Consider the following 25179-nt stretch of genomic DNA (forward strand, 5'->3'; position numbering starts at 1 on the left):
TCAAATGAGGCAAGATAGGATAGCGGATATTAAGATTAAATCAAAAGCAGTCTATAAGCAGGCGGCTGATTGAGTGCAGCTAACGAACCTGCAGTTTGAATGAATACAAGAGTATAAAACGAAAAACGCCTGCTGATTTCTCAGCAGGCGTTTTTCTTAATGTGGCGGTGAGAGAGGGGTTCGAACCCTCGATACGATTTCTCGTATACACACTTTCCAGGCGTGCTCCTTCAGCCACTCGGACATCTCACCGGTGTATTTCCGCTGCGTTGATATCTCGCTGCAACGGGGCGTAACTATAGGGGAAGCGACGTAAAGCGTCAATACAACACATGAAAAAAAACGTATTTTTTCGTGCGTTTAACTAAAAAATCAGCACATTGGCGATTTACACAGCGAAAGCTGCCGGGGGTGATGACATGTTGTATGAAAAACAATCATAAAAATATTTTCACCGGATGACCGGATACCCGGAAATTATGCAGGTCAGTTAACAATAACAACATTTTAACAGCGTGAAAATCAGTCCGGGCTTGAATTATGTAAGGATTGCTATCAGGCTGGTAAAAAACAGAGGAGCGCTGCATGAATATCATTTTCTACCATCCTTTCTTTAATTCAGACCTGTGGATAAGCGGCATGAAAAAATATCTGCCGCAGGCGACTATCCGCAAATGGCAGCCGGGTGATAATCAGCCGGCTGATTATGCTCTGGTCTGGCTGCCGCCTCATGAATGTCTGGCGAACAGAACGTCCATGAAAGGTATTTTTGCGCTGGGTGCCGGTGTGGATGCCATTCTGAAGCAGGAGCAGGCGAACCCGGGCACATTACCCGCCGGTGTGCCGGTGGTGCGGCTGGAAGATACCGGGATGGGCGCACAGATGCAGGAGTATGCTGCGGTCAAGGCTCTCTGGTACTTTCGCAAAATGGATATCTATAAACGTCAGCAGGAGCAGCGGATCTGGAAAGCACAACCGGCGTTTACCGTTGATGAATTTGAAATCGGTGTTCTGGGCACGGGCGTGCTGGGCCGCGCTGTGGCGGAAAAACTTGTTGAATTCGGTTTTAAAGTGCATGGCTGGAGCCGGACGGCCAAAAACATCCCGGGTGTTACCAGTTTTCATGGTGATGACCAGTTGGATGAATTCCTCAGCCACAGCCGTCTGCTGATTAACCTTCTGCCGGATACGCCGCAAACCCGCGGGATACTCAATCAGTCACTGTTCAGCAAACTGCCTCAGAGTTCCTACCTTATTAACCTGGCGCGCGGATCGCACCTTGTTGAGAACGATTTACTGGAAGCGATTGATGACGGGCAGATTGCCGGTGCCAGCCTGGATGTGTTTGCCACCGAGCCGTTACCGGAAATGCACCCGTTCTGGACGCACCCGCGTGTGGATGTTACGCCGCATATTGCTGCCTTTACTATTCCGGCGGAAGCCATGAAAGCGATTGCCGCCAATATTGAACGGATCGAGCGGGGTGAAGCGCCGCAAGGCGTGGTGAATATGGAATTAGGCTATTAATTCTTTACAGGGATAACAGCAATCCGGACAATAGCGGCAAATTATGTAATAAGGATTTGATGTATGAATGAATTTTCACTGGTTTGCCGCCTGCTCGGAACCCTGTTTAACCGCCCGCCGTCAGATCCTGTGCTGTTACCGGTACTGAATATGATTAAACAGGGACAGCTTAAAGCGCACTGGCCGCTGGAGCAGGATGCATTGCTGACGCGCCTGGCAGAGCAGTGTGACAGCGCGGTGCTCATGGCAGACTATCAGCAGTTGTTTACTGATGGCGCGGTTGCCGTACATCGTTCTGACTACACCGGTGAACCGGAAAATGATGTCCGCCAGTTTTTAAGTGAGCGCGGTATGACGGTTCCTGAAGCCGCCGCAGACAGTTTCGGTGCACTGTTGCTGGCAGCCTCCTGGCTGGAAGATCAGTCGCAGGAAGATGAAGTCAGCGCGCAGACAGCTCTGTTTGCTGATTATCTGTTGCCATGGAGTGACAGTTTCCTGGGTAAGGTTGAGGCGCATGCCCACTCCGGGTTTTACCGCACATTAGCTGTTCTGACCCGCGAAGCCCTTGCCGGGTTGTGGGAAGAGCTGGCGGAAAGTCAGGAAGATGCCGGTGATACTGAAGAGTGTGAAAGTGAAGAGAATGATGGCGGCGAAGATAATAATTAATTCGTGACGTTGTCACATTTATAGTGAAAACCCGGCTTAATCACCGGGTTCTTTTTTTATTTTCAGAACAAACCCAGCAACCAACCTGCGGCCAGGGTGATTAAACTGAACAGCCAGATCCAGAGGAAGGAGTAGCGCAGATGGCGGCCCATATCCACTCCGGCGATACCCACAGCCAGCCAGACCGCCGGTGAGAACGGGCTGACGAATGTCCCCGCGTTATTACCGATAGCCATCGCATACACCACATCAGCCGGCGGAATACCCGCAGACGCCACAATATCCCGTACAATCGGCAGCAGGGCAAAATAATACGCATCTGTGCTGGTGAAAATATCCAGCGGAACACCTATCAGCCCGATAATAATATGAAACTGCGCGACCAGATTTTCCGGAATAATAAGTAGCAGATCCCGCGCCACAGACTCCAGCATTCCGCCTTTATCCATAACCCCGAGAAATACCCCGGCGGCAAGAATAATGGCGGCCATAGATAACGCCTGTGGCGCATGGTGGTTTATCACCGCAACCTGATCTTTTGGTTTCGGATAATTCAGCACGAGGGCTGCGGAAAGGGCGAGCATAAAGATATACGGCGCAGATAACCAACCCATTGCAAGGCAGATAATCGCCAGCAATATCAGACTGATGTTGAGGAGAAAACGTTGTGGTTTTTCCGTGCCGGTATCGTGGTCATCTTCATCAAACAGCTTCAGCAGAGAGTCCTGCTCATAAGGCGTGGTACCGAACTGCGCAGCACGCGCAATACGGCGCTTCTCGCGCAGCCCGAACAGACCGGCAACCAGAACGGATGCCACAATCCCGATGATTTGCACCGGTATCAGCGGCTGCCACAATTCGGCGGCTGAAATTCCGGTAACAGCGGATGCCCGTCCCAGCGGTCCGCCCCACGGCACCATATTCATCACTCCCATACTCAGACACATCAGCAGCAGCATCAGATACGGGCTCATGCCCAGCCGCCGGTAAAGGGGAAGGAACGCCGGAATGATAATCAGAAATGTTGCCGCACCTGAGCCATCCAGATGCACAACTGCCGCAACAAGTGCGGTGACCATGGCAACAATCACAACATTTCCGCGAGTCAGGCTGACCATCAGTCGGATAAAAGGATTAAAAATATGTAAGTCTTTCATGATGCTGAAAAACAGAATGGCAAACAGGAACATGGTGGCGACATTCGCCACTTTTTTTATTCCGTAGTCAAAAAACGCAGAAATTTCAGTCAGAGAGTAGCCCGCTAACAGTGCGCCAAGCAGCGGAACTACCGACATTGCTATAACAGGGCTGGTTTTGCCGGTCATCAGCAGGGTGACGATGGCAATAATGATCAGTAATCCAATCAGCGTCAGCATCAGACAATCCTTATCACAAATAGATTTATTTTCTGATGTTACTGAACAGATGAAGATGTGTATGAATTTTGTTTATAAATTGTGAGTTAACGCATTAAAAATAGTGATGAAGAATGCGGGCAATCCTATTGCTAACCAGAAATTAATTTTATGCAGCGCAGGGAGGAATGATTAAAAATTGTATTGATAGCAGCGAAAATGTCATAAACAAAAAGAGAGTGCTACAGGCGTATTTCTTTATCAGCCTGAAGTTGATGCCGTTTCCATTACAATAGTTAAGTTACGGCATCATAATTCAGCGGTTTAATTATTTCGTCGCACAATTAAAAATTTTTATGGAATATCACTCAGTTAACGGAATAACTATTCGACCGGGCTTGATTTCAATTCCTTTGGCGAATTTTTTGGCGGCGGCTTCGGCGGTATTCCCGCTGTTCAGCACATAGACCGGGGTGATATCAAAAAAGGTGCTCAGTGTGCTGTTAAGATAGGGGATCAGGGCAGAAATTAGTGTGTCCCATTTGTCCGGGTTCAGGCTGTAATTTGTGATTTCAATATCACGCATATAAATCGATCCGCTGGCGGCATCAAAATAGGGTGCGGCACTGAGTGTCATCGAAATGGTAAAATCACGGGAACCGAACAGAGAGACCAGCTTCAGTGAGCCGATACCATTTAATTTTACTTTTCCGGGCTCTTCCCTGCCAATTTCAACCAGCAATTTTTCCAGTGTGAAATCCGCATCTGCCACGCCGTCCACGCCAATGCGTTTTGTCAGATGAATTTTATCAGCAATGGCACTGTTTATGGTCTCTTCGCTGATACTGATTTCGGTTAATTTATCGCAACCTGTTAAAACTGTTGCCGACACTAATGCGGCAACACAGAGGAACATTCTCATCGCATCTCCTGTTAAATATGTCTCCAATACTAACTTACCCTTATTCATTCAAACCGCAGGTTCGTTAGCTGCACTCAGCCAGCCGGGTCACATACTGATGTATGCTCCCCGTCTGCCTTCCCTTGCCGCCTTCCTGCATCCTGAATGACGTCGGGTATAAACGCTATGATAAATCCCACAATACCGGGTTAATTTTCCGGTAATACCGCTGGACTGACCTTTTTCGGGTTAAATTGGCGGTAGAGTGTGAACAGCGTAATAAGACCGATTGTACCGAGTAAAAACCAGGGAAGTTCCGGTAATTGCATTTCTTTACCAAGATCGTAAAGCCAGCCGCCGCCGGTATAGCCGATAGCGCCGCCGAATGCCAGCCCCAGACGGCTGAAACCCATGTAACTGCCGCGTGCGCGCGGATCTGCCAGCGAAGCGCTGAGAGTCTCACGCGCAGGCTCGGCAATAATCGAGCCCAGGTAAAACAAACCTATAATCACAAACAATAGATGCAGTGAATGAGTCAGGGCGACCGGGAACATACTCAGGCTCATCAGAAACAGCCCGGCCATCAGGCGTGTTTCCAGCCGGAAATGTTTTTCACTCCAGCGTGCCAGCGGATAAAGCAGTGTCAGCGACAGGGCGGCTTCAATCGCGTACATCCATTTGACCGCCGCCGGTGTGCCCGCCAGTTCATTGACAATAATCGGGAACATCAGCATCACCTGAACCGACAGAATAAAATAGCCGGTCAGTGTCAGTACATAACGGGAAAAGCGTTTATCATTCAGTACCCTGGACATGCCTTCTTTAATCGGTGTACGGGTGGTTGAGATGCGGTACGCGGGCAGCAGCCAGGCATTACACAGCGCGGTTATCACAAAAATGCCCGCGCCGACCCAGCAGACCAGATGGAAATCATACATCAGCAACCAACTGCCTAGCAGCGCACCAATCACCGCACCGGCGCTGTCCTGCATCAGCAGCAGAGAATAAAAACGGCCGCGTTCATACGGGCGGGTTAGTTTTATCACCAGCGCGGTACGCGGCGGATCAAACAGGGTACCGCCGAGAGCGGACAGCACGCAGGAGAGCCAGAGTATCCAGGGCTCATCCGCCATTGCCATCAGTGCGAATCCACCGGCGCGCAGGAACATGCCGATAACAATCATCGGCTTGGCGCCGAATCTGTCAGCAATGGCACCGCCGAAAATTCCCAGTCCCTGCTGGACAAACTGGCGCAGCCCCAGAGCAAACCCCACAACAATCCCGGACCAGCCCAGTTGTTCAACGAAACGGATGGATATCAGCGGAAAGACCACAAAGAACCCGAGAACAACCAGCAAATTATCCGCGAGCAACCAATATTTACCCAGCGTCCGGGCTTGTCTGACGAGTGACATTAAACACCACATTAAACGTTGAAAGGGAAAGGAAAAAGGGAGATGATAATCCTCTTTATTTTCCACTGAATGCGGTCATTAAGATAGCGGATTCAGGATGATATTTTTTTATCGACGAACCACTGTTAAGCCTGCTTTAACCGGGTTCTCTGAGTGAGGGATTATGCTGTTCGGCTATCGCGCTAACACTCCGCTGGTTCGTTTTGCGACAGACAGACTGGTTGTCCGCCTGGCACATGAACGGGATACGCACCGTATCAGTGAATATTATTGTGAAAATGAAGCGTATCTTAAACCCTGGGAGCCTATCCGCGACCGCAGCCATTATCATCCTTCCGGCTGGTCTTCCCGCCTGCAACTGATGACCGGCATGCACAGTCAGGGAAGCGCATTTCATTTTCTGCTGCTGGACGCGGAAGAAAACGAAGTCATGGGTGTGGCAAATTACAGTAATGTTATCCGTGGTGTCTTTTTTGCCTGTTATCTGGGTTACTCACTTGGTGAAAAATGGCAGGGAAAACATTATATGCAGGAAGCGCTGGAGCCTACCATCCGTTTTATGCAGCGCCAGCAGGGTATGCACCGCATCATGGCAAATTATATGCCGCATAATCAGCGCAGCGGGCAACTTCTTACGCGCCTCGGGTTTGAAAAAGAGGGCTATGCGAAGGATTATCTGATGATCAACGGGCAGTGGCGTGACCATGTTCTGACCGTACTGACCACCCGGGATTGGGTAAGGCCACGTTAACGGCGGGTTTTTCTGTCCCGCCCGCATTAACGTGATACTATTTCCGCCCTTGTTATCTGACCAGCACACTCAGCATGAATTTATTGAAATCTCTCGCCGCAGTCAGCTCGATGACGATGTTTTCGCGTGTACTCGGCTTTATCCGCGATGCAATTATTGCCCGGATTTTCGGGGCGTCCATGGCAGCCGATGCCTTCTTTGTCGCCTTTAAACTGCCTAATCTGTTACGTCGTATCTTTGCTGAGGGGGCATTCTCCCAGGCATTTGTACCGATTTTATCGGAATACAAAACGCAGGAGGGCGAAGAGGCGACACAAACCTTTATCGCCTATGTTTCCGGGATGCTGACACTGATCCTGGCGATAGTCACCGTTATCGGTATATTCACTGCCCCGTGGATTATTTATATCACCGCCCCCGGTTTTGTTGGTGATCAGGATAAATTCATTCTGACGACGGATCTGCTGCGGGTGACTTTCCCTTATATTCTGCTTATTTCTATTGCATCACTGGCGGGCGGGATCCTTAACACCTGGAACCGGTTTTCTGTTCCGGCATTTGCGCCGACGCTGCTTAACGTCAGTATGATAGGTTTTGCCCTGTTTGCCGCGCCATACTTTAACCCGCCGATTATGGCGATGGCGTGGGCGGTACTGGTCGGCGGCGTATTACAGATTGCCTATCAGCTCCCGCACCTGAAAAAAATCGGCATGCTGGTATTGCCGCGGATCTCATTTCGCAACAGCGGTGTCTGGCGGGTGATGAGACTGATGGGACCTGCGATTCTCGGGGTATCTGTCAGTCAGATTTCCCTGATAATCAACACGATTTTTGCCTCATTCCTGGTCTCCGGCTCAGTTTCCTGGATGTATTACGCCGATCGCCTGATGGAGCTGCCGTCCGGTGTATTGGGTGTTGCGCTGGGTACAATTTTACTGCCGTCACTGGCGAAAAGTTTCACAAAAGGGGATAGTACAGAGTACCGCAAGCTGATGGATTGGGGGCTGCGCCTGTGTTTCCTGCTGGCTCTGCCGTGTGCGGTGGCGCTGGCAATTCTGGCAGAGGCTCTGACTGTCAGCCTGTTCCAGTACAAAAATTTCACCAGTTTTGATGCATTGATGACGCAGCAGGCGCTGATGGCATATTGTGTCGGGCTGATGGGGATGATTGTCATTAAAGTGCTGGCGCCGGGGTTCTATTCCCGCCAGAACATTAAAACACCGGTAAAAATTGCCATTGCAACACTGATCCTGACCCAGTTAATGAACCTGGTGTTTATCGGGCCATTTAAACATGCCGGTCTGGCACTTTCTATTGGTATCGGGGCCTGCTTTAATGCCTCTTTACTGTATTGGCAACTGCGTAAACAGAATATCTTCACACCATTGCCCGGCTGGGGAAAATTCTTCCTGAAACTGGTTATTGCGATGCTGTTTATGGTTGCGGTGCTGCTGGGGATGCTGTATGTGCTGCCGGAATGGTCACAGGACGGAATGACACTGCGTATGCTGCGCCTGATCGGTGTGGTGATAGCGGGTGCAGTCACGTATTTCGCGGCACTCTATGTACTGGGCTTTCGCCTGCGGGACTTTGCACAACGCGGCTTATAAGCCTGATTAACACATATTAGTCAAACCGGAAACCGGCACCTGATAACAGGAGCCGGTTTTTTTGATCCGTCGACATAAACATTAATATATTAATGTTATTAATTAGGTTGTTTTAGATTATTCTCATTTATCATATTGATTTAAAAAAATTAAATAAAGTTTTTTTTTAAGGTTTATCGATTCAGCTAAAAAGTTAAAATTGTTGCACTAAAATATCAGTAAAAGCATCATCAAAAGCAATTCTGACAGAGAATCGTCATACTCTTTTGTCGTCTCAATCTTTATAATAAGTACATTTATAAATAGCATGGCTTCCTCTCTGTGAACGGATATCTATTACCACCTGCCAGCGGATTGTCCGCCATCAACATGCAGGATTTCACCCGTGATATACGGAGAATCCTCTAAAAAGATAATTGCATTTACAATATCTTCAATTTCACCCATCCGGCCGATTGGGTGTAACGCATTGAGAAAGTCGTGAGTTTCCTGCGGATGCATTGGCGTTCTGATAATTCCGGGGGAAACGGCATTAACACGAATACCGGTATCAGCATACTCAATAGCTAAAGACCGGGTTGCTGAATTTAATCCACCCTTGGTCAGAGACGCTAATACACTGGGAACCCCTTTAATTGGCTGATCCACCAGGCTGGTCGTTATCTGTATAACATGACCGCAGTGTTGCTGTTTCATTTGATCAATTGCCCGCTGAGTAATGTAAAAAAAACCTCCGAGATTTGTTGATATATTTTTATTCCAGTCATCGCTGTTAAACTCCGTAAATGGTTTTGTCAAAAATACACCAGCATTGTTAACTAAAGTGTCAATTCGTCGAAATTTCTGTAATGTGGCATCAATTACCCGGTCAACGGTTTCTGCGGAAGAAATATCGCCCGGGATAGCGATTAAATTGTCACTGTCATGTGGCTCAATACTTCTGGATGTCGCCACGACGGAATACCCTTTATTGAGATATGCGGTGACTATCGATTTGCCTATACCCTGAGATGCGCCTGTTACAATAGCAACTTTGTTTCCGTGCATTTTTTTCTCCAATCGTTATATAAAATGTGTTGTGACTGAGCCGTGTTACTGCGGCTGGAATGAGCTAAGTATATTTGGTACATTGGGTAAGAAAAATAGCACTTATGTAACATTAATGATTACACGGTGTAATAAATGAAAAGACATTTTAATGATATGCAGATAGGCAGCATCGAGCTGTTCTGTCTGGCTGCTGAGCATAAAAGTTTTACAATTGCTGCGGCTGAAGCAGGTGTAACGCCAACAGCCGTGAGCCGTTCAATCGGACGACTGGAGAGCAGGATGGGGGTAAAACTGTTTTCACGCACTACCCGGCGTGTAAACCTGACCGATGCCGGGCAACAGTATTTTGAACAGTGCAGTCAAGCCCTCGCTCAATTAATTGATGCCGAACAGTGCGTAATGGGAAGGCAAAATAAGCCCGCCGGATTAATACGTATCAGTCTGCCTGTTACTTATGGTCATATCAGGATATTTCCGTTACTTACCGAATTTAAGACTTTATATCCGGATGTTTTATTTGACGTAAACATGAGCAATCGTAATGTTGATTTTATTGGCGAAGGTTACGATATAAGTATCAGAGTACGACAGCAACCAGACTCATCATTAATTGCGAGGCATTTTGAGGATCTGGACTTAATTATTATCGCTTCCCCCAAGTATTTATCTTCCCGCCCGATCCCTCGGGTATTAGAAGATCTTGCATATCATGATTGTATTCAATTTAAATTACCAAGTACCGGAATAAACATACCCTGGATTTTCAATACCGCTGACGGTCTGTGCGAGGTCAATACTAAAGGGAGTTTCCGATGCAGTGAAGACTTGGTGGCAGGAGTCACATTGGCTGTTAACGGAGCAGGGCTGTTTCAATCCTACCGCTTATTTGCAGAAGAGGACATCAAAGCAGGCCGCCTGGTGGAAGTATTAAAGGATTACAGTGGCGCGACCAGACCTTATACGATTCTGTATCCGGGTAACAAACTTATGCCTTTACATCTCAGAGTTTTTATTGATTTTTTAATAAGCAAGCGTGATGGTAATCTCCCCGAAAAATAACGGCACTTATAAATGTAAGTTAAGTGGCATTTTTCCGTAACCCGAATCGGGGAATTCCAATAAAAAATCCTATTTACCGACAGTCAGATTATTGTGACCTGTAGTACGCTGATGGATATTCTTCTTTCAGATTTGTATCAGAATGACTGACGGCAGTATTGTATTAAACCGGAAAATCGCCCGGGATAAACTAACGCATGTTACCGTCAGTTTCCCGATGACTCATACCCTGTGTCCGGTCAGGATACTGCCGGAATAAGCGGAGGCTCCCTATACTCACTGTAGCCATCTTTAATGCGATTAATCAGGATAGGCATGGAGATAAATCCCGGATCTGACGTATTGCCGTAATGTTGTAATAAATGCAACTGAGTATCAGGGTCGGGATCTCTCATTGTCACTGACATGCTATCACCGGGGGGCGCGAGATACATTACCGCCTCGTCATGAACAAAGGGTAAAAAGCGACTGCCGACATCACCGGTGACGATAATATAATTATCGGTGTGTAATTGCCGTGCAACCGGCGAATATTCAGTACAGTGCTTAAATGTCAGATGAATATCATCAGTACGCGGCTGATTATAAATAACCCGGTTAGAAAAATAACGCAGTTGGAATAAACTGGTTAACAGCGTGCTGGTATCAGCATTATTATCACCGGTCAAACCATAGACTGATTTATCCGCTGCCGTGGTCAGCTCAATGTCTCCGCTCATTTTTACATCAGAAAAATATATTTTATCGTCACTCATAAGCTCTCCTGTTATTTAACTGGCGGAGGATAACACCGGCTGTCTGAGGGGAGGGATATCAAAATAAAATAGCCGCGCAACAATAGTGTTACCATGACGCAGAAAACTAATCTGTACCTGCTGACGCCGGAGAGCTTCCCTGATGCTGCACCAACATACTACTTCTGATGCTGAACTGAACCTTGATAATGGCGGGCATCTGTCAATTGATGCCTTTATCACACCGCCTTATACCTTGCAGGCGCTCAGTGCGTATAACAATCAGCTCAGTGAATTTCCGGCAGAGGTGTGTCTGAATCATCATCTGCGGGTGCTGAACCTTTCCTGTAATCAGATAACGAAGATACCGGCACAGATTGCGCAGCTTACCCGCTGTGAAATGCTGGATTTTGGGCATAACCTGATAGTAGATGTTGCACCTGAAATTGGTGCGCTGAATGAATTGCAGTTTTTGTATCTTAGTGAGAATGGTTTCTCTGCATTACCGGCTGATTTTTCCGGTCTGCATAAACTGACCTATTTTAACGCGACCGACAACAAACTGACGGCGCTGCCGGCATGGTTTTCGGCAATGTCAGAATTGATTGAGATCCGGCTATACAACAATGAAATAAAAGAATTGTCTGCGTCAGTCTGTGGGCTGAAAAAGGCGCGTGAAATTTATCTGATGAATAATGCGGTGACATCAATACCGGATGATATCGCAGCGCTGTCTGCGCTGGAAATACTCGATCTGAACAATAATAAAATCAGTTACATTACGTCATTAATTAGTGCGTTAAATAATTTAACGACACTCAATCTGCGCTTCAATGAATTAACGGCGTTACCGGCAGATCTCAGCGGGTTATCATCACTGACTCACCTGGATTTACGGGCTAATCAATTGAGTTCACTACCGGACAGCCTGGCGGACTTACCAAACCTGCGAAAACTGGATCTGCGCTGGAATGCATTTTCAAACGAGCCTCCGGTCGCTGAGAAACTGCGGCAGTCGGGCTGTATTGTATTGTTGTAAGTGCATTGTGTTGCTGCAAGTGTGTGCAGTGGCAACGGAGCAGTAAAAACAGAAAAGGGACCGTTATGGTCCCTTTTTCAGTATGGTTGATATTACATCTTTTCGACAGTACCGATTCCCAGTGTATCCAGCCCGGCTTTCAGGGTTTTCTGGGTCAGCAGTGCCAGTTTCAGGCGGCTCTGACGCAGTTCTTCTGTTTCCGCCGCCAGAATAGGGCAATGCTCGTAGAAGCCGGAGAACAGACACGCCAGTTCGTAAAGGTAGCTGCACATCATGTGTGGCATACCTTCACGCGCAACTGAGGTAATGGTTTCCTCAAATTGCAGCAGGCGGGCAGCAAGCTGGCGCTCGCGGTCATCACTGAGGATTATCGGCAGTGTCAGTGAGGCACTGTCAATACCGGCACGTTTAAAGACGGATGCCACGCGGGTATATGCATATTGCATATAGGGCGCGGTGTTACCTTCAAAAGCCAGCATATTATCCCAGTCGAAAATGTAGTCAGTAGTCCGGCTTTTTGACAGGTCAGCGTATTTTACCGCACCAATACCGACGACTTCCGCAAGCTGCTTCAGTTCATCTTCTGCCATATCACTGTTCTTCTCGCGGATCAGTTTTCCGGCTCGTTCAACCGCTTCATCCAGCAGATCAGACAGACGGATAGTCCCGCCTGCACGGGTTTTGAACGGCTTGCCGTCTTTGCCGAGCATCATCCCGAACATGTGGTGTTCCAGCGTCATGCTCTGCGGGATATAACCGGCTTTACGGACAATCGTCCATGCCTGCATCAGGTGCTGGTGCTGGCGGGAGTCGATATAATAGAGAACGCGATCTGCGTGCAGCACATCGTGGCGGTATTTTGCGCAGGCAATATCGGTGGTGGTGTAGAGGTATCCGCCGTCTTTCTTGCGGATAATAACCCCCATCGGGTCGCCTTCTTTATTTTTAAATTCATCCAGATAAACGACAATCGCACCTTCACTTTCCTGCGCGATTTTGCGTGCCATCAGGTCACTGACGATGCCCGGCAGCATATCGTTATAGAGGCTTTCACCCATCACATCATCTTCTGTCAGAGTGACATTCAGACGGTTGTAGGTTTCCTGGTTCTGCTGCATGGTGATATCCACCAGCTTGCGCCACATAGTGCGGCAGTATTCATCACCGCCCTGTAATTTCACCACATAACCACGGGCGCGGACGGCAAAGTCTTCATCTTCGTCGTAATATTTTTTTGCTTCGCGGTAAAAAACTTCGAGATCAGCCAGCGCCATATCCGCGGCATCTTCATTCTGCATTTTTTCCAGGTAAGCGATGAGCATACCAAACTGCGTACCCCAGTCTCCGACGTGGTTACAGCGGATCACATTATGACCCAGGTATTCCTGGGTGCGCGCAGCAGCGTCACCGATAATGGTGGAGCGCAGGTGACCGACATGCATTTGCTTGGCAACATTCGGGGCAGAGTAGTCGATAGCAATGGTCATCGGCTCAACCGGGGTCAGTCCCAGTTTTTCATCTGCCAGTGCAACCTCAAGCTGTGATGAGAGCCAGGCAGGAGAGAGAAAAATATTGATAAACCCGGGTCCGGCAATCTCTGTTTTGTCGGCAATTCCGTTCAGATCCAGCAGTTCAACCACTTTTTCAGCAAGTTGGCGGGGCTGCATGCCCATTTTTTTCGCCGCAGCCATGACACCATTGGCCTGGTAGTCACCAAACTGCACTTTGGCAGACTGCTTAACGATGGCATCACAATCAAGTGGTGCGCCCGCGCTGATAAGAGCCTGTTGGATCTTATCGGAAAGAATTGCCTGAATATTCACCGGTTTACCTTAATATAGAAAACAACATGACACACCGGATACAGCGGAGGATGAACACGCTCGTCCGGGCGGGATGTTGTCGGGAAATTTGGGAGGTTTTATACCATAAAAAGGGGGTCTCATGCTACCATCAGCGCCTTTCCGGGGTGGTAAATTCTCACAGGGGATCATGATGAAAAGCCCAGAACAAATTGCGGCACTTGCCGGGCTGGTGGCGGAATTGCCGGTTTTTGCCGGAAAATTACAGCAGTTTGCTGATGATTTGCAGCTAGATCTGCGCGCGTATGAGGCAGACCATATCTCACTGCGCACACATGATACTGAACTGGCAGAGCTCTGGGTGGCAGGGTTGCGTCAGTGTGCGACGGTATTATCGGATAATAATATCAACGGACGCCCGGTGTACCTGTTTTTGCTTCATCAGCCTCTGGCGCTGCTGCACTGGCAGATCCCGGTCATTGAACTGCCATTTCCGAAAGGCAAACAGTATGCGCATCAGGGGTGGGAGCATGTGGAACTGGTGCTGCCGGGAGAGGCTGCCACAGTGACTGAACGCGCGGCAGCATTACTGCCGTCTCCGCTGCCGTCCGGGGTTATCATCAAAGAGAGTCATCCGCGGGGGGAGAATGAGCGGTTACCGAACCCGACTCTGGCGGTCTGCAGGGATAATATAACAATTAAATTTCATCCGTTTACGTTGCAGGAAATTGTCGAAAGTGAGCGCTGACCAGCAATTATGACAATTGCGGGTGATTATCTTCCGGATATTTTGCATCTTGTGATATTTAACAATTCATTAATCTATATTGCGTGTAATAGTGTACCGCAAGATAACTGAATCGTTTTAAATCGATATTTACCTGCGTAACTATGTAATGAGGCTAATCAATGGCGGAACTGGAAATTTGTTGCTACAGCGTGGAATGTGCCCTCACTGCGGAAAAGGCCGGTGCTGACCGGATTGAATTATGTGCAGCGCCGTCAGAGGGCGGACTGACACCCAGCTGGGGAATGTTAAAACAAACTATTGATCGCCTGCGTATACCGGTTCACCCGATTGTCCGCCCGCGCAGCGGGGATTTTTGCTATACCACATCAGAATTTGCCGTGATGAAAAATGATATTATCAAAGTCCGTGAATTAGGTTTTCCCGGCGTGGTGACAGGGCTGCTGGATGAAGACGGGCATGTGGATCTGCCGCGGATGAAGATGCTGTGTAAATTGGCGGGAGGTATGGCAGTCACTTTCCACAGGGCCTTTGATATGTGTGCTAATCCGTTACTGGCGCTGCAACAGCTTACCGATCTCGGGGTCAGCCGGATACTGACATCCGGACAGCAACTGAGCGCCGAACTGGGCTTGCCCCTGCTGAAAGAGTTACAAAAAGCCAGTCAGGGACCGCTGATTATGGCGGGTGCCGGTGTGAGACTGGCGAATGTGCAGAAATTTCTGGATATTGGTTTGCAGGAAGTTCACAGCTCCGCATCTAAAATAAAACCGTCCACCATGCGTTACCGCAAAGTCGGGGTGGCGATGGGCAGTGACAGTGAAACGGATGAGTTTTCACACACCTGCGTGGACGGGGATACAGTAGAAGCTATGAAGGGCGTGCTGGATTTGCACAGTGTGGTGATGCACTGATATAGCGGCGGCAAAATGACCTCAGTATCACCTTATATACCCAACGTCATTCAGGATGCGGGCTTTGCGTAGCCAACGAACCTGCAGTTTGAATTAATAAGGGTATAGTGAGGTCATTTTCAGCCGGATACAGTATGTTTACGCAAAAACAGATAAATCAAAATAATGTATTGATATTTCGTCCATCCGGTAATATTGCGTTAACAGAATGTGGCGGATAACCAAGCAGAACATCTGCGGCAAAGTTAACGGTGATGGTTGTTCCGTCACTGAATTGCGTTTGTTGTACCCATCCTGCGTTATCCAGCCAGCGGAAGTCTGTCAGTGCTTTGTTCCAGAGATGCTCATGCAGCGGGCGAAATGTGCTGTCAGACTTAATCAGAGCCGGGAGGCGCGCCTTCACTGTATTACGGCTGAGATTATAGAGGGGAGCCGTGTTATAGAGCTGGCTGAGCAGTTCCCTGGTTATTCTCACCTCAGGGAATTTTAAATTATCATACGTCCAGTGATGTGTGCTGATAATCGCATCATGAAACACCGCCTGATATAACGGCAGTCTCCAGCGGGGATCAAACTCCGTTGTCAGATACGGTTGTTTAAGTTTTGCAGGCTGAAAAAATGTTGCCGGTTCGCTTTCAGGCCACCATGCGCCCAGATAATAAGGCGACTGTTTGTTCCGGTGAATGTCTTTATCACCCCAGCCGAATCCCCAGGTTTCCATTCCGTGAGCAAACATCAGGTACTTAGCGGTGACTGCGTTGCCATCTTCAGAGCCTGCCGGGATCTGCATTGTCTGTGTCACCCAACGGAGCCGGTTATTTCTGGCACCCGCCATTTCTTCCGCACTCATTCGTGCCGACGGATTATAATCATCAGACACCATTCCGGTTCCGTCGACATCCAGAAATAAGCTGTTTATCCCGGATAAGCGGACTAATTCCCGGATGCGCTGCTCTGAATAGTGCTGCATACAGCCCGGATTCAGGTAATAACCCTCTCCGCCAAATCCCGGCAGTTTTTCTGCTTTTCCGGTGACGATCGCACATTTTTCCCGTAATGAAGAGGGGACTTGTGCAGTAAGCCATTCGCTGTTTTTTCCGGCGGGGATCCCGGTATCATAAGAATCATAACTGCCGATAAGATAATCCAGCTCTTTCGCCCGGTTAACGGCCTGTGGCTGATAATAGGTCACTGTCCAGTTATCCACACCCAGCCAGAGTTTATTCAGTCCGGCGGCAGACAGCGCGTTAAGCAGAGGCAGAGAAAGACCTTGTCCCCATTCTGATTCAGGTTGTAACCAGCGCCCGGTATTTTGTTTTACCCACTGTTTTATGTCCTGCGCCTGGTTCCGTTGTGCGCTCATAAAATCAGTATCATCCGGAATGGCGTGCAACGGTATTATCTTTTTCAGTGCCTGATTCAGTGATTCTGTCAGATAAGGCTGCTGCCATTTCTCCGGTGTTTTTCCGCTCAGTTTCTGAAAGGCTTTTTGACTGTCGCGGTCAAGTGCCTGCCATAAAATCTGTCCTTCCGGTGATTGAAGATACTGGTTCAGACCTGTCCAGTCTTTAATATCCTGCTGATCAATAACGCCTTTTCCCCATAAATAAATATGGGTGGCGCCGATCAGTTTCTGTCCGTCCGGTATAAGTGCAAATTTTTCCTGCAACGGGAGGAATTGCTGTGTTTCCTGTAACCAGCGGCGGTAACGTAACGCACCATCCAGAGGGGTATCTCCGGTATGCAATATGACAGAAAAAGGTTGCTGCTGATTAAAGGAACTGAACTGATGTTCCCCGGTCATTTTCAGCGTGTTTTTATCTTCAGAAAAGCGGATCCGGTTATTAAAAGGTGTCAATAAAATCCAGCTGAATACCCGATCCTGCTGTTGGCTCCAGAGCGGTAATTTAAGATCCCAGTTGGTATCAATACTGTTTTGTTCAGTGACGAGATACCTGCGCCACTGTGTATTATTAAGGGGGATCCGGCTGCCTTCGCCCAGAGGCATATACAGTTGGGATACACCTGAGTCAGGAAGGGTAAACCACTGAAGACTCTGTGCTTTGTCTGTCCGGAATGTCAGGGTCAGCTCTGCATTGATAAATTCGGCAGATACCTGCATCTGTTTATCCGGCCAGACCCAGGTAGCGTGTGAATTATTTTCTGTCAATTTATCAACAGGTTGCTTTTCTGTTCCCTGGTTAACTGTGGTACCTGCGACTGTTATCCGCAGTGTTTCGGGATCAATAAAAAGTTCTGTTTTGTTGTCGCTGAGCAGGGTGGCGGATGCATATGGCGCAAAGAATAAGATACTCAGCAGCAGCGGGAGTTTTTTTTTCTTCATCATTATTCATTTTTGCTTTTATTGATTATTATATGAATATGAAGAGTAGCGAAATAAGCGGCGGGGTGATACTTTTTTGACAGATATAAGATACCCTGCAAAGCAGGGTATCTCAGAATAAAATGGCGGTACCGGTAGATTATTCCGGTTTTTGTGCGATCAGAACCGCCCTGCGGGGAGCCGGATAACCTTCAACGGTCAGCAATTTATTATCAGGGTCAAGATAGTCCGCCAGTGATTCATTGATCATCCATTCTGTCCGGCGCTGTTCATCTGTGCCGGTGATCGATTCATCAACAATCCGCACATTCACAAAACCGCATTTCTCCAGCCAGACGGCGAGCATTTTCGCGGACGGAATAAAATACACATTACTCATCTGCGCGTAGCGGTCACCCGGGATAAGGCACCGGTGTTCATCACCTTCAATGACAATGCTTTCCAGCACCAGTTCACCGCCGCTGACTAACTGGTCTTTTAACTGCCAGAGGTGATCGAGCGGGGAACGGCGGTGGTACAGAACACCCATGGAGAAGACGGTATCAAAGGCTTTCAGGGCAGGGAGTTCCTGAATGCCCAGCGGTAGCAGATGTGCGCGCTGATCATTGCCGAGCAGCTTGCGAACCGCTTCAAACTGACAGAGAAAAAGCTGTGTCGGGTCGACACCGACCACCAGTTCAGCACCTTCACCGACCATGCGCCACATGTGGTAACCGCTGCCGCAGCCGACATCCAGTACAGTGCGTCCTGCCAGCGGTGAGAGGTGCGGCAGCACACGCTCCCACTTCCAGTCTGAGCGCCATTCTGTATCAATTTCGACGCCATAGAGAGAGAACGGGCCTTTGCGCCACGGCATCAGGTTACGCAGGATATTCGTTATCCGCCGGGTTTCGCCCTCATTCAGCACAGGGTCGCGTATTACGGTGACGCTGTTTTTGAGATCAAGCGTGTGGGGAGTCATATCCGGCAGGTTCTCAATAGATTTAACCCAGCCCGGATAGTAACCGTGCAGTGAGTCCCGCTGCCATTGTGCTAACTGCGCCGGGAGGGTTTCCAGCCAGTTGCTCAGACGTTCATTTTTTGCAATTAACTGATAAAAATCACTGAAATCAATCATGTTATTTCTCTTTTACTGCCAGCAGCGACCCGAAATTAAAGCACTGGAACCAGACTTCACAATGTTCAAATCCGGCCTGTTTCAGCCGTGTTTTGTGGGTTTCCACACTGTCTGTCAGCATGACATCTTCCAGCATGGTGCGCTTCTGGCTGATTTCCAGCTCACTGTAGCCGTTGGCCCGTTTAAAATCATGGTGCATGCTGAACAGCAATCCGCCAATCTGTGTATCTTCAAAGCTGAATTTCTCTGACAGTACGAGTACACCACCGGGCAATAATCCCTGATAAATTTTATGCAGCAGTGTTTCGCGATCAGCCGGGGCAAGAAATTGCAGGGTAAAATTGAGTACCACCATTGAGGCATTTTCAATGGCAATATCACGGATATCCCCCTCAATCACCTCAACAGGGACAGGGGATTTATAGCCGTCGATATGGCGGCGGGCGTGTTCAACCATCGGCGCTGAATTATCCACAGCGATGATACGACAGCCGGTTTTATCTGTGATGTTACGGCGGATGGACAGCGTCGCGGCAGCCCGCGAGCAGCCGAGATCGTAAACCTGAGAGCCGGGCGTGACAAAACGATCAGCAAGCATACCGATCATTGCAATAATATTGGAATACCCGGGAATCGAGCGTTTGATCATGTCGGGGAACACATCCGCAACTTTTTCATCAAACGTCCAGTCACCAAGCCGGGCAATGGGGGCCGCAAATAACATATCCTGCGGTAAATCCGGAATTTCTTTGGACATAATACAGATCTACAGTACAAAAAGATGCACGTATTCTAACAGAGCCGCCCCGGTGCAGAAAGTGTTATGTCCGGGCAGGCAGCTCACATGTAGGGTGAAAAAATTTGCTGCCAGGGCAGATACCAGATATTTGCCAGAACCATCAGTATCATTGAGGTAAAGGTGGCGACCATTCCGGAGCGCCGCCAGCGGTATTCGCGGTGCTTTAATCCGTATGAATGAAAAATACGTCCGAGGATCAAAATGATACCGCAAACATGTACCATCCAGACCTGTGCGCCGTTTTGTTCCATCACCAGTAACAAAAGCAGCGCAACAGGGATGTATTCAATCGCATTGCCCTGTACGCGAATCGCGGTCTGTAATTCATAAAATCCGCCGTCGCCGTAGGCAACGCGGTAAAGTGTCCGCAACTTTATGACATCGAGTGACAGCTTAATAATTAACAGCGCACCCAGTATAATATAAAGAGAACTAACCATTTTTCCCCTCATGGTCAATTGAAACAGCAAAACAATGATAAACCTCAAAGCAGATAAGGTCACAATAAATAATATTAATCTGTACCCTTATTCATTCAAACTGCAGGTTCGTTGGCTGCGTTCAGCTAACCGGGTCACATACTGATGTATGCTCCCCGTTTATCTTCACTTGCCGCCTGCCTGCAATCTGAATGATGTTGGGTATATACCTTATTCATTCAAGCTGCAGGTTCGTTGGCTGCGTTCAGCTAACCGGGTCACATACTGATGTATGCTCCCCGTTTATCTTCACTTGCCGCCTGCCTGCATCTTGAATGACGTTGGGTATATACTAAATTATTTGAAAATTATCAATTAGTGAGAGAATTCTCTGCGGCAGATGTGCGGTTTGCTCTTATCTCATCAGGAGTTTTCCACTATAATGATGACCTTTTTGACATTTCTTCATAAAAGAACCATGCCAAAATTTTGCAGAAACGCACAATAGCGGACAAAAGGATATCGTATGCGTACTAATTATTGCGGGCAGCTCAACAGTGCTCACATCGGTCAAAAAGTAACCCTTAGTGGTTGGGTAAACCGTCGTCGTGATCTCGGGGGTTTGATTTTTATCGATATGCGTGACCGCGAAGGCATCGTTCAGGTTTTTTTCGATCCTGAGCAAAAAGACGCATTTGCCGCGGCATCAGAATTACGTAATGAATTCTGTATTCAGATTACCGGCATTGTCCGCGCGCGACCTGAAAATCAAATTAATAAAGAGATGGCGACCGGCAGTGTGGAAGTGCATGCAGATGGACTGACCATCTTTAATAAGTCAGAGCCGTTACCGCTTGACAGCAATCAGACCAATACTGAAGAGATGCGTCTGAAGTACCGTTATCTGGATCTGCGCCGCACTGAAATGGCAACCCGCCTGAAAACCCGTGCGCGGGTAACTGGTTTTGTCCGCCGGTTTATGGATGGCGAAGGGTTCCTCGATATCGAAACCCCGATGCTGACCAAAGCCACACCGGAAGGTGCGCGTGACTATCTGGTGCCGAGCCGTGTGCATAAAGGCAAATTCTATGCGTTGCCGCAGTCTCCGCAGCTTTTTAAGCAATTACTGATGATGTCCGGTTTTGACCGTTATTATCAGATTGTAAAATGTTTCCGCGATGAAGATTTACGTGCTGATCGCCAGCCTGAATTTACCCAGATCGATGTCGAAACCTCCTTTATGAGCGCAGACCAGGTCCGTGCGGTCATGGAAAGAATGATCCGCGAATTGTGGAACGACATTATTAATGTCGATCTCGGTGATTTCCCGGTCATGACGTTCGGGGAAGCGATGCGTCGTTTCGGTTCAGATAAGCCGGATTTACGTAACCCGTTAGAGTTAACTGATATTGCGGATCTGGTAAAAGAGTCTGAATTCTCTGTTTTTGCCGATGCGGCTAACAATCCGAAAGGTCGCGTTGTGGCACTGTGTGTCACCGGCGGGGCAGAAATGACCCGCAAACAGATTGATGAATACGGCAAATTTGTCGGTATTTATGGCGCGAAAGGCTTGGCGTGGATGAAAGTCAACGATCGCTCTCTGGGTCTTGAAGGCGTTCAGTCTCCGGTTGCCAAGTTCCTGACCGCGGATATTGCTGAAGCAATTCTGGATCGCACTGATGCGCAGTCCGGCGATATTATTTTCTTCGGTGCCGGTGCCAAATCGATGGTGACGGATGCAATGGGTGCGCTGCGCCTGAAAACAGGACGTGACCTTGGTATCACTGACCTGAACAGCTGGCGTCCGCTGTGGGTGATTGACTTCCCTATGTTTGAAGAAACGAGTGAAGGTAGTCTGACCGCGATGCACCATCCGTTTACGTCCCCGCGTGATATGTCAGCGCAAGAGCTGAAAGATGCACCGGAAGAGGCAATCGCCAATGCATACGACATGGTCATTAACGGCTATGAAGTGGGCGGTGGTTCAGTGCGTATTCACCGCAATGAAATGCAGCAGGTTGTATTCGGCATTCTGGGGATCACTCAGGACGAGCAGCGCCAGAAGTTCGGTTTCCTGCTGGATGCACTGCAATACGGCACACCTCCGCATGCAGGTCTGGCCTTTGGTCTTGACCGCCTGGTGATGCTGCTGACCGGAACTGAAAATATCCGTGATGTTATCGCATTCCCTAAAACCACGGCAGCAGCCTGTCTGATGACAGATGCTCCGAGCTTTGCCGCGGCAGATTCGCTGAAAGAACTGGCGATTACTGTTACGCAGAAAGAAAGCGACTGAATCTGATGGCTTATAAACGCCCTGAATCCGTGCTGGTGGTTATTTATGAGCAGGAAACGGGGCGTGTTCTGATGTTACAACGCCGTGATTACCCTGCTTTCTGGCAGTCCGTCACCGGCAGTCTGGAAGCGGAAGAAACTCCCCGGGAGGCCGCAGTCCGGGAAGTAAAAGAAGAAACCGGCATTGATATCATTGCAGAGCAGTTGCTGCTGACGGATTGTCAGCGCACTGTCTGCTATACCATTTTTCCGCATTTTCGCCATCGCTATGCACCTGCGGTGACTCACAATACGGAACATTGGTTTATGTTACGCTTACCCGCGCCGAGAGCGGTTCCTTTAACGGAACATCTGGCGTATGAATGGTTACCGGCGGAAGATGCCGCCGGGAAAACCATTTCACCCAGTAACGGGAATGCAATTGAAGAATTCGTTTGTCAGTCAGGGACGGGCGGGGTACACACAGTGTAACCTCCCGCAATGGCAGCGGATCAATATGAATGAACGTCGTAAAGACTTAATTTGGAGATTAGAGAATGGCAGGTCATAGTAAATGGGCCAACACCAAACACCGCAAAGCAGCTCAGGATTCTAAGCGCGGTAAAATTTTCACGAAAATCATTCGTGAATTAGTCACGGCGTCCCGCATTGGTGGTCCTGATCCTGCATCTAACCCACGTCTGCGCGCGGCAGTGGATAAAGCGTTATCAAATAATATGACCCGCGATACCCTGAACCGTGCGATTGCACGCGGGGCGGGTAACGATGAAAACGATAACATGGAATCCATTGTGTACGAAGGTTACGGCCCGGGTGGCACAGCGGTAATGGTGGAATGTCTGACTGACAACCGCAAACGTACTGTTTCTGATGTGCGCCACGCGTTCACCAAAACCGGCGGTAACTTAGGTACTGACGGCTCTGTGGCTTATCTCTTCACCCGTAAAGGTGTAATTTCTTATGCACCGGGTCTGGATGAAGACGCTGTGATGGAAGCTGCTCTGGAATCAGGTGCCGAAGATGTTGAAGCCTTTGATGACGGTGCTATCGATGTGTATACCGCATGGGAATCTCTTGGTGATGTGAAGGATGCGATGGATGCCGCCGGGTTTACCGCGGAATCAGCTGAAGTGTCCATGATCCCGTCCACCAAAGCAGATCTTGATGAAGAAACGGCACCAAAACTGATGCGCCTGATTGATATGCTGGAAGACTCTGATGATGTGCAGGAAGTCTACCACAACGGCGAAATCTCTGACGAAATCGCAGCGCTGCTGTAATCGTCTTCCCTTTACAGAGGGATGCACATGGTGTATCTCTCTGTACTCTCTCTGCAAATACGCGGTTCTCCTATGTCCATTATTCTGGGTATTGACCCCGGCTCCCGGGTGACCGGTTATGGTGTTATCCGCCAGCAGGGCCGCCGGTTGCTGTATATCGGCAGCGGCTGTATCCGCACACAGGTCGCAGACCTTCCGTCCCGGCTCGGAAAAATTTACGCCGGTGTCAGCGAAATCATCACACAGTATCAGCCGGACAATTTTGCCATCGAGCAGGTCTTTATGGCTAAAAATGCCGATTCTGCCCTGAAACTCGGGCAGGCGCGTGGTGTGGCTATTCTCGCCGCAGTTAATAATAGTATCCCGGTATTTGAATATGCCGCCCGCCAGGTCAAACAGTCAGTTACCGGTACGGGTGCCGCAGAGAAAGCGCAGGTGCAGCACATGGTGCGCTCTATCCTTAAACTCTCGGCAGCGCCGCAGGCCGATGCCGCCGATGCGCTGGCGATTGCCATTACTCACTGTCATTTCAATCAGAATTTAATACAGATGGGGCAACCACGCCTGGTGATGGCGCGCGGACGGCTGAAAGAGTAACCGCCCGGTATCCGTGCGTGGTAAACTGAATTTTCCGACAGCTGGATATACGTCCAGCTTTTTTTATGTTATAAACGGGCACTGCCGGTAATTATAAAGGAAACGCGCGTGATCGGACGACTTAGAGGTATTGTGCTGGAAAAACAGCCACCTATCGTATTATTAGAAACGAATGGTGTGGGCTATGAAGTTCACATGCCGATGACCTGCTTTTATGAATTGCCTGACGTGGGACAGGAAGCTATCCTGTTTACCCAGTTTATTGTGCGCGAAGATGCACAGTTGCTGTACGGGTTTAATGATAAACAGGAACGCGCGCTGTTCCGCGAATTAATCAAAGTCAACGGCGTCGGACCCAAACTGGCGCTGGCTATCCTCTCGGGAATGTCTGCTCAGCAATTTGTTGCGGCGATTGAGCAGGGCGCGGTGGCACAGCTTGTTAAATTACCGGGTGTCGGTAAAAAAATTGCCGAGCGCCTGGTTGTTGAAATGAAAGACCGTTTTAAAGGGCTTAACGGCGACCTGTTCCGTGATGCGGAAATGTCACTGCCGGCAAGTCAGCAGGCGGGTAATACGCAGGCAGATGCGGAATCTGAAGCTGTTGAAGCACTGATTTCCCTGGGGTATAAACCACAGGAAGCCAGCCGGATGATTGCGAAAGTAACCAAACCGGGTGCTGACAGTGAAACACTGATCCGCGAAGCACTGCGCGCTGCGCTGTAAATATAACGAAAAGATGATGACGGCAGAACGGGGT

At 48.8% G+C, this 25179-nt stretch carries 23 protein-coding genes and 1 tRNA gene; 13 read left to right on the forward strand and 11 right to left on the reverse strand.

Going from position 1 to position 25179, the window contains the following annotated elements:
* Positions 1–162: 162 nt before the first annotated feature.
* Positions 163–252, reverse strand: a tRNA-Ser gene (locus ACMHKJ_RS01445).
* A gap of 333 nt (positions 253–585) precedes the next feature.
* Here ACMHKJ_RS01445 and ghrA point away from each other — a divergent pair.
* On the forward strand, positions 586–1527 hold the full coding sequence (gene ghrA, locus ACMHKJ_RS01450; RefSeq protein ID WP_413491705.1) for a glyoxylate/hydroxypyruvate reductase GhrA: 942 nt from the start codon (positions 586–588) through the stop codon (positions 1525–1527).
* A gap of 63 nt (positions 1528–1590) precedes the next feature.
* Positions 1591–2193: a TorD/DmsD family molecular chaperone gene (locus ACMHKJ_RS01455; protein WP_413491706.1), complete on the forward strand. Its 603-nt coding sequence runs from the start codon at positions 1591–1593 to the stop codon at positions 2191–2193.
* Positions 2194–2255: 62 nt separating this feature from the next.
* On the opposite strand, the gene ACMHKJ_RS01460 is transcribed toward ACMHKJ_RS01455, so the two are convergent.
* The 3 genes from ACMHKJ_RS01460 to mdtH all read right to left on the reverse strand — a co-directional run bounded on the left by ACMHKJ_RS01460 (position 2256) and on the right by mdtH (position 5864).
* Complete coding sequence (locus ACMHKJ_RS01460) at positions 2256–3569, reverse strand: CitMHS family transporter (protein ID WP_413491707.1); 1314 nt, start codon at positions 3567–3569, stop codon at positions 2256–2258.
* A gap of 343 nt (positions 3570–3912) precedes the next feature.
* Positions 3913–4470 carry a lipoprotein gene (locus ACMHKJ_RS01465; RefSeq protein ID WP_413491708.1) on the reverse strand — a complete coding sequence of 186 codons (558 nt, stop codon included), beginning with the start codon at positions 4468–4470 and terminating at the stop codon, positions 3913–3915.
* A 188-nt stretch (positions 4471–4658) separates the two neighbouring features.
* Complete coding sequence (gene mdtH / locus ACMHKJ_RS01470; protein ID WP_413491709.1) at positions 4659–5864, reverse strand: multidrug efflux MFS transporter MdtH; 1206 nt, start codon at positions 5862–5864, stop codon at positions 4659–4661.
* Positions 5865–6030: 166 nt separating this feature from the next.
* On the opposite strand from mdtH, the gene rimJ reads away from it, so the two are divergent.
* Together rimJ and murJ are read left to right on the forward strand one after the other, a co-directional pair.
* A complete protein-coding gene (rimJ, locus tag ACMHKJ_RS01475) occupies positions 6031–6615 on the forward strand; it encodes a ribosomal protein S5-alanine N-acetyltransferase (RefSeq protein WP_413492096.1) in 585 nt (194 codons plus the stop codon).
* Positions 6616–6689: 74 nt separating this feature from the next.
* Complete coding sequence (murJ, locus tag ACMHKJ_RS01480; RefSeq protein ID WP_413491710.1) at positions 6690–8225, forward strand: murein biosynthesis integral membrane protein MurJ; 1536 nt, start codon at positions 6690–6692, stop codon at positions 8223–8225.
* A gap of 336 nt (positions 8226–8561) precedes the next feature.
* Here murJ and ACMHKJ_RS01485 read toward each other — a convergent pair whose 3' ends face one another.
* Positions 8562–9272 carry an SDR family NAD(P)-dependent oxidoreductase gene (locus tag ACMHKJ_RS01485; RefSeq protein ID WP_413491711.1) on the reverse strand — a complete coding sequence of 237 codons (711 nt, stop codon included), beginning with the start codon at positions 9270–9272 and terminating at the stop codon, positions 8562–8564.
* 135 nt (positions 9273–9407) lie between these two features.
* Here ACMHKJ_RS01485 and ACMHKJ_RS01490 point away from each other — a divergent pair, with 135 nt between their 5' ends.
* Positions 9408–10334 (forward strand): LysR family transcriptional regulator, encoded by a 927-nt coding sequence (locus tag ACMHKJ_RS01490; RefSeq protein WP_413491712.1) that lies wholly within the window; start codon positions 9408–9410, stop codon positions 10332–10334.
* A gap of 239 nt (positions 10335–10573) precedes the next feature.
* On the opposite strand, the gene ACMHKJ_RS01495 is transcribed toward ACMHKJ_RS01490, so the two are convergent.
* Positions 10574–11089: a hypothetical protein gene (locus tag ACMHKJ_RS01495; protein WP_413491713.1), complete on the reverse strand. Its 516-nt coding sequence runs from the start codon at positions 11087–11089 to the stop codon at positions 10574–10576.
* Between the two features lie 142 nt (positions 11090–11231).
* On the opposite strand from ACMHKJ_RS01495, the gene ACMHKJ_RS01500 reads away from it, so the two are divergent.
* Positions 11232–12107, forward strand: a complete 876-nt coding sequence (locus ACMHKJ_RS01500; protein ID WP_413491714.1) for a leucine-rich repeat domain-containing protein — start codon at positions 11232–11234, stop codon at positions 12105–12107.
* A 92-nt stretch (positions 12108–12199) separates the two neighbouring features.
* On the opposite strand, the gene argS is transcribed toward ACMHKJ_RS01500, so the two are convergent.
* On the reverse strand, positions 12200–13930 hold the full coding sequence (gene argS, locus ACMHKJ_RS01505; protein WP_413491715.1) for an arginine--tRNA ligase: 1731 nt from the start codon (positions 13928–13930) through the stop codon (positions 12200–12202).
* 172 nt (positions 13931–14102) lie between these two features.
* Between argS and ACMHKJ_RS01510 the strand changes: the two genes are divergently transcribed.
* Together ACMHKJ_RS01510 and cutC are read left to right on the forward strand one after the other, a co-directional pair.
* Entirely contained in the window at positions 14103–14657 is a 555-nt protein-coding gene (locus ACMHKJ_RS01510; protein ID WP_413492097.1) for a VOC family protein, read from the forward strand.
* Positions 14658–14818: 161 nt separating this feature from the next.
* Positions 14819–15571, forward strand: coding sequence for a copper homeostasis protein CutC (gene cutC, locus ACMHKJ_RS01515; protein WP_413491716.1), 753 nt, complete (start codon positions 14819–14821; stop codon positions 15569–15571).
* Between the two features lie 157 nt (positions 15572–15728).
* Here the strand turns inward: cutC and ACMHKJ_RS01520 are convergent, their stop codons facing one another.
* From ACMHKJ_RS01520 to ACMHKJ_RS01535, 4 genes are all read right to left on the reverse strand, one after another.
* Positions 15729–17915 carry a glycoside hydrolase gene (locus tag ACMHKJ_RS01520; RefSeq protein ID WP_413492098.1) on the reverse strand — a complete coding sequence of 729 codons (2187 nt, stop codon included), beginning with the start codon at positions 17913–17915 and terminating at the stop codon, positions 15729–15731.
* A gap of 139 nt (positions 17916–18054) precedes the next feature.
* Entirely contained in the window at positions 18055–19032 is a 978-nt protein-coding gene (cmoB, locus tag ACMHKJ_RS01525) for a tRNA 5-methoxyuridine(34)/uridine 5-oxyacetic acid(34) synthase CmoB (protein WP_413491717.1), read from the reverse strand.
* 1 nt (position 19033) lies between these two features.
* Positions 19034–19789, reverse strand: coding sequence for a carboxy-S-adenosyl-L-methionine synthase CmoA (cmoA, locus tag ACMHKJ_RS01530; RefSeq protein WP_413491718.1), 756 nt, complete (start codon positions 19787–19789; stop codon positions 19034–19036).
* 83 nt (positions 19790–19872) lie between these two features.
* Entirely contained in the window at positions 19873–20271 is a 399-nt protein-coding gene (locus tag ACMHKJ_RS01535) for an MAPEG family protein (RefSeq protein WP_413491719.1), read from the reverse strand.
* A 505-nt stretch (positions 20272–20776) separates the two neighbouring features.
* Between ACMHKJ_RS01535 and aspS the strand changes: the two genes are divergently transcribed.
* The 5 genes from aspS to ruvA all read left to right on the forward strand — a co-directional run bounded on the left by aspS (position 20777) and on the right by ruvA (position 25145).
* Positions 20777–22546: an aspartate--tRNA ligase gene (gene aspS / locus ACMHKJ_RS01540; RefSeq protein WP_413491720.1), complete on the forward strand. Its 1770-nt coding sequence runs from the start codon at positions 20777–20779 to the stop codon at positions 22544–22546.
* A gap of 5 nt (positions 22547–22551) precedes the next feature.
* Complete coding sequence (gene nudB / locus ACMHKJ_RS01545; RefSeq protein WP_413491721.1) at positions 22552–23016, forward strand: dihydroneopterin triphosphate diphosphatase; 465 nt, start codon at positions 22552–22554, stop codon at positions 23014–23016.
* A 65-nt stretch (positions 23017–23081) separates the two neighbouring features.
* Positions 23082–23825: a YebC/PmpR family DNA-binding transcriptional regulator gene (locus ACMHKJ_RS01550; RefSeq protein WP_067420500.1), complete on the forward strand. Its 744-nt coding sequence runs from the start codon at positions 23082–23084 to the stop codon at positions 23823–23825.
* A 72-nt stretch (positions 23826–23897) separates the two neighbouring features.
* Positions 23898–24422 carry a crossover junction endodeoxyribonuclease RuvC gene (gene ruvC / locus ACMHKJ_RS01555; protein WP_067364693.1) on the forward strand — a complete coding sequence of 175 codons (525 nt, stop codon included), beginning with the start codon at positions 23898–23900 and terminating at the stop codon, positions 24420–24422.
* 108 nt (positions 24423–24530) lie between these two features.
* Positions 24531–25145: a Holliday junction branch migration protein RuvA gene (gene ruvA, locus ACMHKJ_RS01560; protein ID WP_067364691.1), complete on the forward strand. Its 615-nt coding sequence runs from the start codon at positions 24531–24533 to the stop codon at positions 25143–25145.
* Positions 25146–25179: the final 34 nt, after the last annotated feature.

Origin of the sequence: Morganella psychrotolerans (genome assembly GCF_965118875.1) — a bacterium.
GTDB lineage: Bacteria > Pseudomonadota > Gammaproteobacteria > Enterobacterales > Enterobacteriaceae > Morganella > Morganella psychrotolerans_C.